The organism is Microcoleus sp. BROC3 (assembly GCF_036702515.1).
GTDB lineage: Bacteria > Cyanobacteriota > Cyanobacteriia > Cyanobacteriales > Microcoleaceae > Microcoleus.
The window spans coordinates 86,610-100,075 of the sequence record NZ_JAUBTQ010000002.1 but is presented as its reverse complement, the minus strand read 5'-3'; the positions used below and the strand labels follow the sequence as shown (position 1 = coordinate 100,075).

At 47.6% G+C, this 13,466-nt stretch carries 6 protein-coding genes; 5 read left to right on the top strand and 1 reads right to left on the bottom strand.

Features of this window, described 5'->3' with window-relative positions; genetic code table 11:
* Positions 1 to 27 precede the first annotated feature (27 nt).
* The 5 genes from QUB30_RS01750 (at position 28) to cruG (ending at position 11,459) form a co-directional block, all read left to right on the top strand.
* A complete protein-coding gene (locus tag QUB30_RS01750) occupies positions 28 to 2,919 on the top strand; it encodes a two-partner secretion domain-containing protein (RefSeq protein ID WP_333328176.1) in 2,892 nt (963 codons plus the stop codon).
* A gap of 65 nt (positions 2,920 to 2,984) precedes the next feature.
* Positions 2,985 to 5,903, top strand: coding sequence for an S-layer family protein (locus QUB30_RS01745; protein ID WP_333328173.1), 2,919 nt, complete (start codon positions 2,985 to 2,987; stop codon positions 5,901 to 5,903).
* A gap of 119 nt (positions 5,904 to 6,022) precedes the next feature.
* Positions 6,023 to 8,638: a CHAT domain-containing protein gene (locus tag QUB30_RS01740; protein WP_333328170.1), complete on the top strand. Its 2,616-nt coding sequence runs from the start codon at positions 6,023 to 6,025 to the stop codon at positions 8,636 to 8,638.
* A gap of 163 nt (positions 8,639 to 8,801) precedes the next feature.
* A complete protein-coding gene (gene cruF, locus QUB30_RS01735) occupies positions 8,802 to 9,743 on the top strand; it encodes a gamma-carotene 1'-hydroxylase CruF (protein WP_333328167.1) in 942 nt (313 codons plus the stop codon).
* Positions 9,744 to 10,247: 504 nt separating this feature from the next.
* A complete protein-coding gene (gene cruG / locus QUB30_RS01730) occupies positions 10,248 to 11,459 on the top strand; it encodes a 2'-O-glycosyltransferase CruG (RefSeq protein WP_333328165.1) in 1,212 nt (403 codons plus the stop codon).
* Positions 11,460 to 11,547: 88 nt separating this feature from the next.
* Here cruG and QUB30_RS01725 read toward each other — a convergent pair.
* The coding region (locus tag QUB30_RS01725) for an Ig-like domain-containing protein (RefSeq protein ID WP_333328162.1) at positions 11,548 to 13,466 on the bottom strand (1,919 nt) is incomplete at its 5' end.

Genomic DNA, 13,466 nt, shown 5'->3' with positions numbered 1-13,466 from the left:
TAATATTAAATTAACCAGAATTAAAAGATGCGCCGCCAATCTTCCGCCCTATTTTTTGCATTTTTACTGCTGTTTCCTTTCCCTGCGATCGCCCAAATCATCCCCGATAATAGCTTGGGTGCAGAAAGTTCGCGAACAGTTCCCGATATTATTAATAACTTACCCTCGGACAGAATAGAAGGCGGTGCAACTCGCGGCGTTAACCTCTTTCACAGCTTGCGCGAATTTAACATCCGTGAAGGGCGGGGAGCATATTTTGCCAATCCCAGCGGAATCACCAACATATTCACCCGTGTTACGGGCCCAAACTCCTCAAATATTTTAGGAACTCTGGGAGTTTTGGGAAACGGTAACTTATTTTTAATTAACCCAAAAGGAATTGTTTTCGGCCCCAATGCTCGGTTAGATTTGCGTGGTTCATTTTTAGCAAGTTCTGCTGATAGCGTAGTTTTCGATAATGGCTATCAATTCAGCAGCAGCAATCCGCAATCAGTACCCCTGTTAAATGTCAATATACCTATCGGTTTAAATTTCCGAGAAAATTCGGGAAAAATCATTAACAATTCAGCAGCGCCCGCCTTGAATTTACCCCAATTACCCCCAGGAATTCCGCCGATTTTCAATAACATGGGCTTAGCAGTTGCTCCCGGACAAACTATCGCCCTAGTGGGCGGAGATATGGAATTAAATCAGGGAACACTCACTGCATCTACCGGACAAATCTTGCTCGGTAGCGTCGCTAGTCCGGGGATGGTTGGATTTGGCACAACGCCATTTGGATTAAATTTAAACTATGACAAGATTTCCAACTTTGGTAATATTGAAATGACCAACGGCTCACTGATCAACGCCAGTGGAATCGGTGGCGGCCAAGTCGATATTCGAGGTGGAAATGTCAACCTCAATAATGGGCGAATTTATGCCCTGACTTTGGGAAATATTGATGGCAGGGCGATCGACATTAACGCCCAAAATTTTCGGAGCCAAGGTGGAACGCAAATCTCCACGCTGACAGCAGGAAGTGGTGCGGGAGGCGCTGTCAATATCCGGGCTACCGACTCAGTAGAAATGCTCGGAATTGGATTAGATAACTATAGAGTGTTTGGTGGTAAGTATACGGTATCTGGCTCTTTCGACCCTTTTGACCCACAACTTCTGCTGATAACTGGCACTAATAGCATGGGAGCCGCCGGAAACATCACGATCGACACGGGACGATTGCTGATGGACAATGGAAGCGCATTGACTACCACCACGTTAGGTGCTGGCAACGCCGGAAATATTACCATCCGTGCCGGGGTTTTAGATATGGTCGCTTCTGCAATCCACAGTGGCCCACTTTTGGGGAGTACCGGTAGGGGAGGAAATATCACCTTTGAGGGAAAACGTTTAACCGTAAGCGATGGTGCTAGTGCGATCAGCCTCACCCGCGGTGAAGGAGGAGCGGGGAATATCAACATTAAAGCGAATGAATCAGTAGAAGTGCTGCGGACTCCCACTGGAAGTCCCGTAGCAAGTTTAATTGGCTCAACTGCCAGCGGTGTGAATGGGGAAGCTGGGGACATTAATATCGACACGAAGCGGTTGATTATCTCCGAAGGAGGCGGAATTAGTTTATCTAGCGGAGCAGTTGTGGGCAACCAACCGTTGAATACAACTGGGGGGCCCGGAGGTAATTTGACAGTTAGGGCCACTGAGTCAGTAACAGTCGAGGGTATTTCTGGAGTTTTGGCGAATGGGAGTCGGAATCCCAGTTTCATCTGCGCTGATGCCAACACTGCTAATCGGGGAGGGAGTATCAACATTTCTACACCTGTACTGACTCTCCGGGGTGGGGGAGTTATTAGCACTGCATCTTTAGGCAGCGGAGAAGCCGGAAGCATCACGATTGATGCGGGGCGTGTAGAAGTTATTGGGAATGGGGGTCAAGGTGAATTTAACAGTCAAATTCAGACTTCCGTTGGGATTGCATCTGACCTTATAGATCCTAATGCTACGGCTAACGGAGGTTCGTTGAATCTAAATGTCGGGGAGTTGATTCTTCGCAATGAAGGAACACTCAATCTGCAAGCTTTGGGCTCGGGACGGGCTGGTAACATTAACGTCAAAGCAGACTCAATTTCCCTTGACAACCAAAGCAGCATTGACGGTAGAACGGCATCCGGTCCCGGAGCAAATATTAACCTCGAAGCACGAGATATCCAGTTGCGCCGAGGGAGCAGAATTACAACTGATGCAAGTATTTCTGAGGGTGGCAATATCAACATTAAAAGCGATATTCTGGTCGCCCTCCCCAATGAAAATAGCGATATTACTGCTAATGCGCGATCGGCCGCCGGTGGTCGGGTTAATATTAATGTCCCCAATGTTTTCGGGTTTACATCAGTCACTCGCGAACAGGTGCGAGCGACTTTGGGATTAACAGATGCTGAATTTGCAGCGTTGCAAGTAAGTCCGACTTCTCTAATTCCTACCAGCGACATCGCCGCGATTTCCCAAAGTAGCGGCCCGGCTTTGCAAGGTACTGTAACATTTAGTGCTTCTGGGGTGAATCCTGCTCAAGGTTTAGTGGAACTGCCGCAAAATGTGGTCGATTCGGCTGCGTTAATTGCGGCAAATCCCTGCACGCAAGGGGCCGATAGCGCATTTACCGCTACTGGGAAAGGAGGAGTGCCCGCCAGTCCTAATGATGCCCTCAGCAGCGCTCCCTCGCCGTTTCCTTGGGTGGAACCAGCGGTAGGTGAAAGTCAGCAAGTAGAAGGCAAAAGAGCATCCATAGACGTTCGGCCAACAGAAATTATTCCCGCTCAAGGTTGGGTAATGGACGATCGAGGACAAGTAACGCTGGTAGCGTATAATTCAAGTAATGGTGCATCTCTTCGCAGTCCGAAACCGACGGGTGTTTGCGTACCTCAATAGGTAATCTTCAGGTTTTAGCTAGCCCGTCGCTATTTTCCTCATACTAAATTAACCAGACTTCAAAGATGCCCCGCCAATCTTCCGCCCTATTTTTTGCATTCTTACTGCTGTTTCCTTTCCCTGCGATCGCCCAAATCATCCCCGATAATAGCTTGGGTGCAGAAAGTTCGCGCACAGTTCCCGACACTATTAATAATTTACCATCGGACAGAATAGAAGGCGGTGCAACTCGCGGAGTAAATTTATTTCACAGTTTACAACAATTTAACGTGGGTGAAGGCAGAGGAGCATATTTTGCCAATCCTAACGGAATTGCGAATATTTTTACCCGCGTTACGGGTGGCAATCCTTCTAATATTTTAGGCGTCTTGGGAGTCCAAGGAAATGCCAACTTATTTTTACTTAATCCCAAAGGAATTGTCTTTGGCCCCAACGCTCGGTTAGATTTGCGCGGTTCATTTGTCGGTTCAACTGGTAGCGGAATTCTCTTTGATAATGGGTTTGAATTTAGTGCAGCTAATTCTAATGCAGTGCCATTGTTAGCGATTAATATTCCTGTGGGTTTAAGATTTAGAGAAAATCCCGGCACAATTGTCAACTCTTCCCAAACAAAGGCTCCTACATCCGCCTTACCACCACTACCCATAGAAATTCCTGCTTTTGAAAAACTCGGTTTAGCCGTAGACCCCGGTCAAACTTTAGCATTAATTGGCGGTGACATTCAACTGCAAGGAGGAAATCTAACTGCTTATACCGGACAAATTCTTCTAGGTAGCGTCAAGAGTCCAGGTTTAGTGCAATTTGAACCAACAGCTTTAGGTCTGAATTTAAACTATCGCAATATTCAGAACTTCGGCAATATTGAAATGAACGGTGCATTTATAAATACCAGCGGATTAGGAGGTGGGAAAGTCGATATTCGAGGTGGAAATATTAATCTTAACGGTTCAGGAATTTATGGATTGACACTCGGAAATATAAATGGTAGAGGCATTGACATCAATTCCCAAAACTTACGAGTAGAGGGGGGGGCGCAAATTTTCGCCTCCACACTGGGAGAGGGGAGGGGAAGCGATATCAACATCCGCGCTACTGACTCAGTAGAAATGATCGGGTTGGGAATTGAGGGCTATCAGCAGCTTACAGAAAATTTTCAGACATCTGGAACAGGCAACCCTTTTATTTCGCAAATCGTTCTGTTCACTAGCGCTATTGGCAGTGGAGCAGCCGGAGATATTAACATTGAAGCCGGACGGCTGTTGATGAGCAATGGGGTAGTGGGCGGTGCCCCCACCTTTGGTGCTGGGAATGGCGGAAATTTGAGTATCCGCGCCAACACCGTCGAACTCGTCAGTTCAACGCTCTATAACGGAACAACGAACGAAAGCACTGGTCAAGGCGGAAACATCACTGTTGAAGCGCAACGGTTAATTCTGCGCGAGGGCGGTGCGTTTGCCAGCTTCAGCCTTAGTGATGGAGCATCGGGAAATATCGCGATTAAAGCGAGTGAATCTGTGGAATTATCGGGTAGTCTTCCTGTAGGTCTAGGGCAAACTCGGCTCGGCACGAATACTTTTGATGGGAATGGAAAAGGTGGGGATATTACGATCGACACTAAGCGGTTGAGTGTTTCTAATGGAGCCACAATTAGTTTAACGACGGGTGCGATTTTTGGCGAAGCCGTGTTTTCTACAAGTGGGGGGACGGGAGGAAATTTAACTGTGAGAGCCTCCGAGTCTGTAGAAGTGAGCGGCGAGTCAAGATTTTTGGAGAATGCGGGCTATGTAGCAAGTTCTTTTGTTACTCAAACTGCAAGTTCTGGTAGAGGTGGAGATATCCGCCTGTCAACACCTAAACTAACTGTGCAGAATGGCGGCGTTATTTCTGCGGCTTCTTTGGGTATAGCAGATGCAGGAGATATTACAATTAATGCCGATCGCTTACAAGTGCAAGGTATTGGGAGTAACAGTGGGTTGAGGAGTGGAATTGAAGCCTCGGCTGGTAGGGCCTTTAATGCTGTCAATTCCAATGCTAGCGGAAATGCAGGCTCGTTGAATTTGAATGCTAATCAATTGATTCTTCGGGACAGTGCAGTGGTTAACGTTCAATCTTCAGGAACAGGTAGAGCTGGCAATATTAACGTTGCAGCTAACTCAATTTCCCTGGATAATAAAAGCATAATTGATGGCACGACTGTCTCTGGTACAGGGGCAAATATTAACCTGCAAGCGCAAGATATTCAGTTGCGGCGCGGCAGTAGAATCACCACGGATGCAGGTATTTCTGAGGGCGGTAATATCAGAATTAATAGCGATATTTTGGTAGCTTTACCGCGAGAAAATAGCGATATTACAGCTAATGCTCGCACAGCTAGGGGCGGAAAACTTACGGTCAATGTACCAAATATTTTTGGCTTTACAAGCCTTAACCGCGAACAAGCCAGGAGTAGTTTAGGACTGACTGATCCTGAATTTGCAGCGTTGCAAGTAAGTCCAACATCTTTAATTCCTACCAGCGATATTGCGGCTATTTCCCAAAGTAGCGGCCCGGCTTTGCAAGGTACTGTAACATTTAGTGCTTCTGGGGTGAATCCCGCTCAAGGTTTAGTGGAACTGCCGCAAAATGTGGTCAATCCGGCTGCGTTAATTGCTGCAAATCCCTGCATTAGAGGGCAAGCAAGCGAGTTTACCGCTACTGGGAAAGGAGGAGTGCCACCAAGTCCTAATGATGCCCTCAGCAGCCCTCTATCGCCGTTGCCTTGGGTAGAAGAGGCAGGAAGTTCGGCAACGAGCAATGTAGAGGATTTAACCGATGTAACCGATCGAGGCAAGAAGGAAGAGGGGGAAATCCGGGCTGGGGAAGTTGTTCCGGCGCAAGGTTGGGTGGTGAATGCGAAAGGAGAAGTTACGCTGGTTGGATATAATCCGGGTAATGCTGCTGACTCTCGCAATCCTCGGCCGAATTCTGGTTGTGTGCCGCGTTGAAATTAGGTTTTTTTAACCGCAGATGTAGGCGGATTAACGCAGATTAACGCAGATAAAGAATAAGATGTATTTGGGTTAGTTAGTATGTGTGTCTGCATCTGTAATTTTATTTTTAAAGTATGAAGTTTACTCGATCGCTCCGACAAGTAATTCTGTTATTTGTGATTTCCTGTCTGCTAGCAGTTGCGATTCCTCCCGGAGTTGCTCAGGTTAATCCACCACCAGCGGTGCAGCTTGTCCGTCAAGCTCGAACTCTGTACCGAGAGGAACGTTTTTCGGAAGCTGTACCGCTGTTGCAGCAAGCGGCGACCCAGTTTGAGGCAAAAGGCGAAAATCTCGATCGCGCCACAGCTTTGAGCAATTTAGCTGCAACCTACGGGCAGTTGGGGCTTTGGGAACAAGCAGAAAAAGCTGTAAATTCGAGTTTGTCGGCTGTGCGAACACAGGCAAAAACTCCCGAACAGCAGCGGATTTTGGCTGAAACTCTCAATATTCAAGGACAGTTGCAACTTGAACGGGGGCAGCCTCAAGATGCGATAGAGATTTGGACGCAAGCTGCTAAAATTTTCGAGCAAATTGATAGAAAACCCCAACTTTTTCAAGTTCAAATTAATCAAAGTCGGGCTTGGGAAATTCTCGGACTTTACCCCAGAGTTTGCAAAATGCTGTTAGCTTCTTTCAAGTTGGAAAACCAAACTTGCGAAGTTTCGGCAGCGGGTTTGGAAAGTTTAAAAAAGGGGTCGGTTTCTCTCGAACAAGTCCGGGGAATTCATGCTTTAGGGCGGGTGCTGCGGGTTTTGGGACAACTGGAACGATCGCAGGATGTGCTGTCGGTTGGACTCGAAGCAGCCCAAAAATTAGGTTCCCGGCCAGAGGAGGCTGCAATTTATCTCAATCTGGGCAATACGGTACGGGCTCAAAGCAATAAACCGGGTTTGACACCCAAACAGCGCGCTGATTTGGAACGCTCGGCCCTAGAATATTATGCTCGATCTGCCCAGGCGATGCCGGAGCGATCGCTCCTACAAATTCAAGCAAAGTTAAACCAATTGAGTTTGTTGGTCGATCGCGAAGATTGGTCTGAGGCCGAAGCTTTGTGGCGTTCCATTGAACCTCAAGTCGCTCAATTGGGGTCGAACCGCGCCGGACTTTACGCTCAAATTAATCTAGCTCAAAGCTTGATGAAATTAGCTCAATCGCCTGCGGAAACTTTGAGTTTAAGCGATATTGACAAAATGCTCGATCGCTCTGTCGAACCAGCAAACAGTTTGGGCGATAAACGAATACAAGCTTATATTCTGGCAGCGAAAGGCAAACTATCGGAAATCCAACAGCAGTATCAGAAAGCGGAAAATCTCACAACTGAGGCTTTGAGTTTAGCACCGGCGTTTCAATCTCCCGATATTGCTTACCAATTGTTTTGGCAACTGGGACGGATTCGGAAAGCTCAGGGAAATACAGAAGGGGCGATCGTTCAATATACTCAAGCTGTCAATATATTGTCTTCTCTGCGGGGCGATTTGGTGACAGTCAATCCCGAAGTGCAATTTTCGTTTCGGGAAAGTGCCGAACCGGTTTATCGGGAATTAGTCGGGCTGCTTTTGCAAGAGGAATCTCCCAGTCAACCTAAATTGAAACTGGCGCGCCAAACGGTGGAATCTTTGCAGTTGGCGGAATTGGACAACTTTTTTCGGGATGCTTGCGCTGATGCTAAACCAAAGTCGATCGAGGAAATCGATCCGACAGCGGCGGTGATTTATCCGATTATTTTGAGCGATCGTTTGGAGGTAATTTTATCTATTCCCGGCAAACCCCTGCGCCGCTACGCTACGAAGAAGTCTCAAGCTGAGTTGGAAACTGCCTTCAGACAAGCCAAAAATACCATCAGGCCTGCTGCTTTCCCCCGCGACAGGAGGCAACCCGTCGAACAGGTTTACGACTGGTTAATCCGGCCTGCGGAAGCGGATTTGACGGCTAGCGGGATTAAAACCCTGGTATTTGTGCTCGACGGTTACTTGCGCAATCTGCCGATGGCTGTGCTGCACGACGGTGAAAAATTTTTGGTAGAAAAATACAGCATTGCTTTGGCGCCGGGATTGCAATTGCTGGCACCGAAACCGCTGAGCCAAGTAAAGTTAAAAGTGCTTACCGCAGCCCTCTCCGAAGCGCGTCAAGGCTTCTCGGCTTTGCCGGGGGTGAAGGAGGAAATTCAACAAATTGCAGCCGAGATGCCGGCGAGTTCGCTGCTGAATGAAGATTTTGTCAGCGGGCGGTTGCACGATCGAATTAAAGCTTTGTCTTACCCGATCGTGCATTTGGCAACTCACGGTCAGTTTAGCTCGAATGCTGCGGATACTTTTATTGTGACTTGGGATCAGAAAGTGAATGTTAAGGAGTTCGATCGACTGCTGCGAGCCCGCACTGGGGAGAAACAACAGCCGATCGAACTTTTGGTTTTGAGTGCTTGCGAAACTGCTTCGGGCGATAACCGCGCGGCTTTGGGTTTGGCAGGGGCCGCAATTCGATCGGGTGCCCGCAGCACCGCCGCCACCCTTTGGCAAGTCAACGACGAATCTACAGCTATCTTTATGGCTGAGTTTTACCGACAGCTTGCTTCTTCTAAAACCAGCAAAGCTGAAGCCCTCCGCAACGCTCAATTAACGCTGCTGCAAAACCCAGAGTATCAGAATCCGTATTTCTGGGCACCTTTCGTGCTTGTGGGAAATTGGCAGTAATTTAAGATCGGAAGTGGGGAATTGGGAATTGGGCATCGGGCTTGCAGTCAACAGTCAACAGACAACAGACAACAGACAACTGACTTAAATGCTTGATTTTTTATTAAAAATTGTAAACTGTTAGGGAGTGCTTTCCGCATCTAATATTTTTTCGAGGAGTCCCATGAAGCAACTTTTGATTGCTGAGCGCTTTTGCCTGATTGCCCACGTCTTGTCAATGGCTTTTGGATTGGCAGGGTTGCTGCTGATTTTACCCCGTCCCGAATTGGTGATGAGTTTGCCACCAGCAGGGCAAACGCTATTCCAGTGGGGGATGGCTGGGGGTGGAGTAGTTTATATCATCTTTGGTGCAGCAGCAGTTGCTCTCTATGCGTTTCGGACGTTGGGTTTGGGTGCAACTCTGGCTTTTTTACTGCCTTCTGTGTTTTTGTCCTTGAGTAGCGAGTTGTTGGGAACGAGTACGGGTTTTCCCTTCGGCAACTACCACTATTTGAGCGGTTTGGGTTACAAAATTGCAGGGCTGGTTCCGTTTACAATTCCCCTGTCGTGGTTTTATCTGGGACTGGTTTCCTATGTAATTGCTCGGGCTGGAGTAGCTGGCGGTAAAGGTGAACTCAACTGGGTGCGCCAAATAGGGGCGCTCGCCCTTGGTGCTTTGCTGCTAACAGCTTGGGATTTTGTACTAGATCCGGCGATGAGTCAAACTTCTGTGCCTTTTTGGGAGTTTGAGGAACTTGGGGCTTTCTTTGGGATGCCTTACCGCAATTTGGCTGGGTGGATGGGTACGGGGGCGCTATTTATGTCTGTAGCAGCTTTCTTGTGGAGAAAAAAACCGATTAAATTAGAGCGATCGGAATTGGGTTTGCCCTTAATTGTTTATTTGGTAAACTTTGCTTTCGGAGCAATTATCACTGTCACTTCCTTGGATTCTCGGTTCTGGTTCCCGACATCGCTAGCTGTGCTTCTGGGTGTTGTTCCGGCGATCGCGTTAAGCTGGATCGCTAAACCCGCAGCAAGTGACGCCACAGAAACAATGCCATCTTTGGATACATCTGTGCTCGCGGCTGAAATTCCACCTCAGCCCGTGGGCCTTTTGCGCAAGTAAGTCGCTAGTGAGCAACCGCGGCTGATTTAGCAAAAACTTACACTAATTTTTGAGCTAGTTTAAAAACCCGGTTTCTTGTAGAAACCGGGTTTTTCAGCGGAGATTTTTTCATAGGGTTTCCGGTAGCATCGGAATTATTAGCCAAAATTAGGACACGGCAGTGACGTGTCCCTACAAAATTATTTTCGGTAGGGACACGGCATTGCCGTGTCCTCTATATCATGTATGAGTGCAACCGGAATTGATATTATTAGCCAAAATTAGGACACGGCAGTGCCGTGTCCCTACAAAATTATTTTCGGTAGGGACACGGCATTGCCGTGTCCTCCATATCATGTATGAGTGCAACCGGAATTGATATTATTCCCAATTCCTGTAATATGTTTGAGGTCAAAATTTTATTAATTTTTTTTAATTGATATTAGTTACCAAAAAAATCAACTGTAAATAAGCTCCCAACCCATATCCAGTAAGTCATTCCCAATTCTTCAATTCTTCAATAGTATGGTTTTCCCGATCGCCCCTCACTTGTTCTCCCAACCGCTGACAAGCATCCTCCCTGTCGCACTCCTGCTGCTGCAATTGCCCGCTGCAGCCCTTCTGATGTCGCGGTTAATTAAAGGCCCATCGCGCATTCCGCCCCTGGAACCGGATTCGCCGACGCTGGATTTGTTAGGTTCTTGTACTGCGGTAGTACCGACTTTGAACGAAGCCGATCGCATTTCGCCTTGTTTGGAAGGATTAAGCCGCCAAAGTTACGAACTCCGAGAAGCGATCGTGGTTGACAGCTATTCGGTAGACGGAACCGGAGATTTAGTCAAAGCAGCAGCACAAAAAGACCCCCGGTTTCGCTTGATTAACGACGATCCGCTGCCGGCGGGCTGGGTAGGGCGTCCCTGGGCGCTGAATGCGGGTTTTTTGGCAAGTTCCGAGAAGTGCGAGTGGATTTTGGGCATCGATGCGGATACTGTGCCGCATCCGGGTTTGGTGGCGAGTTTACTCAAAACGGCGAAAGCTGGAAATTACGATTTGATTTCGCTGTCGCCGCAGTTTATCCTCAAGTATCCGGGGGAGTTGTGGCTGCAACCTGCTTTGTTAATGACTTTGGTTTATCGGTTCGGGCCGACGGGGACTGGCGGGGATGTGCCGGAACGGGTGATGGCGAACGGTCAGTGTTTCTTGTGTAAGCGCGAGGTTTTGGTGGCATTAGGGGGCTATGAGGTCGCGAGGGGTTCTTTTTGCGATGATGTGACTCTGGCTCGCTATGCGGCTGCTAAGGGCTTTAAGGTGGGCTTTTTGGATGGGGCAAAAGTGTTGAAGGTGCGGATGTATGAGGGGGCGATCGAGACTTGGAATGAATGGGGTCGATCGCTGGATTTGAAAGATGCTGCTTCTGGCGGTCAAATTTGGGGCGATTTGTGGCTGTTGCTGGCGGTTCAAGGTTTGCCGGTGCCGATTGTATTGTGCTATTTGCTGTTTGGTTCGCTGCCGCCGGTTGGTGTATTTGGGCACTTTTGGCTGTTGGGATTGAATGTATTTTTGGTTGCAGTGCGATCGGCTTTGTGTTTGGCGATCGCACCTTCTTACGATACAACTGGGGCATCGGGTAAATGGCTGTTTTGGCTATCACCTTTGGCCGATCCGCTGGCGTTTTTGCGAATTCTAATTTCTGCTTTAAATCAGCCTACTCAGTGGCGCGGCCGAAAGTATGAATAATCGTTAAATTTTTGCTAGAGCTTTTAAAATTGGTAGAAGTGCGAGAGCCTTTTTTGATCGAATGGGCGATCGTACTTTTTTTGATTTCCTAAATTAACCGAAAATTAGCAGATGTAATCGCATTGGCACTGACTCCAACCATCACACATAACTCTTCTCCTGTCAAGACATTTTTGATGAGAGTTCCCTGAGTATTTTGAGTTATTGTTAACTGACCAAAACTCAAACCTCCGCTTAATCCAATCAAATCTTGACCGATTGTAAAATCAGCAATAATATCAAATCCTTGACCAGCTTTTAAGGCAAAGATATCGTTACCGCTACCACCACTCAAACTATCATTGCCCAAGTCTCCGTAAAGAATATCATCACCTTGACAACCCGTGAGAGTATCGTTGTCTTCCCCTCCGTAAAGAGTATCATTTCCTTCACACCCTCCCAGGATATCTGCTTGTTCATTACCGCTGATGAAATCATTGCCAGCCCCGCCGCAGATGGTATCCGAACCCTCATTTCCAAACAGGTAGTCATCACCTTGACTACCAAGCATTATGTCGTTACCTTTGCCTGCAAATAAGGTGTCATTATCCTTGCCACCATCTATGAAGTCATCATTTCTATTAGCATAAATGATGTCATTACCTTCGCGGCTATTTATGGAGTCATTGCCTTTGCCTCCAAAGATTAAATCGTTCCCCAAGTCTCCAAGGATGATGTCATTATTTTCATCTCCGAATAGGATGTCGTCACCTTTGCCACCGCTGATAAAATCATTGCCTGTGTTGCCGTTGAGGATGTCACGAATCTCGCCACCATATAAGTTGTCATTCCCGGATTTGGCATCGAATAGATTGCCGCTGTTGCTGCCTAGTAATTCATCGTTTTTGGCAGTGCCTATTTGAATGGACGATACACCGAGTATGGTGTTTTCAACCCTATTCGGTTGGTTTAAGTTGGGATAGTCAATGTCATCGCAGATGCAGTCATCGTTGGGGATGTTGTTAGTTGTTGGTGTTGGCGTTACCGATGGCGTTGGCGTCGGTGTTTGTGCGGGCGTCGGTGTCGCTGTTTCCGCAGGGCTTGGTGCGGGTGTTGGTGTTGGTGTAGGTGCCGGAGTTGGTGTTGTTACAGGTGCAGGAGTTGGTGTTGGTGTTGGTACAGGTGCAGGAGTTGGTGTTGGTACAGGTGCGGGAGTTGGTGTTGGTACAGGTGCAGAAGTTGGTGTTGGTACAGGTGCAGGAGTTGGCGTTGGTGTGGCAATATTCACGCCAAAAGTACCTAAACTGCTAGTAGCAGACAAGTTGCCAACAGTATCCTTCACCTGCGATGCTTGCAAATTAACTGTGTAAGTACCATTGTCAGCATTATCCCAAATTCCGCCTGGCGGAGTAAATGAATATGTTGCTGTACGCGGCGTACCATTGCTATTAATATCAACACTAACAAAGGTAGCAGGAATAGCGCCACCTGACCAATTTACAACAACATCAGAATCATCTAAACTGCTAACATCAAATCCACTACTATCGCTGAAAGTAACTGTCAATGTCTGACTTGTACCACCCGTTGTAGTAAGGTTAGAAATTGCAGCCCAGTTAGCAGTAGGTGCGGTGACATCAACAATAGGTGTGGTGATATCAGCAGTGCGAGTCAGTTGAGTTGCTGCGGCGGTATTGTTATTACCCGCAGTATCCGTAGCTATTGCTGCTGGGACATCAACTGTGACATTACCACTAGCAGCGGGAGTGACATCAAAGGTGTAAGTTTTGCCGTCAACTTTAACAAAGTTACCGACAGTCGCATTGGCTACGGTGATATCAGTATTATCAAAGCCCGTGACATCTTCATTAAAGGTAGCGGTGACGCTAAATAAACCAGTTACTGTAGTTGTGGAAGTTGATGTTAAGGCAACAGTAGGTGCGGTGATGTCAGGTGTGGTGATATCAGCAGTGCGAGTCAGTTGAGTTGCTGCGGCGGTATTGTTATTACCCGCAGTATCCGTAGCTA

What these genes read in the sequence shown, in the direction of transcription:
- cruF (WP_333328167.1), top strand. Translation starts at nt 8,802, where the DNA reads ATGAAGCAACTTTTGATTGCTGAGCGCTTTTGCCTGATTGCCCACGTC.
- cruG (WP_333328165.1), top strand. Translation starts at nt 10,248, where the DNA reads ATGGTTTTCCCGATCGCCCCTCACTTGTTCTCCCAACCGCTGACAAGC.
- QUB30_RS01740 (WP_333328170.1), top strand. Translation starts at nt 6,023, where the DNA reads ATGAAGTTTACTCGATCGCTCCGACAAGTAATTCTGTTATTTGTGATT.
- QUB30_RS01745 (WP_333328173.1), top strand. Translation starts at nt 2,985, where the DNA reads ATGCCCCGCCAATCTTCCGCCCTATTTTTTGCATTCTTACTGCTGTTT.
- QUB30_RS01750 (WP_333328176.1), top strand. Translation starts at nt 28, where the DNA reads ATGCGCCGCCAATCTTCCGCCCTATTTTTTGCATTTTTACTGCTGTTT.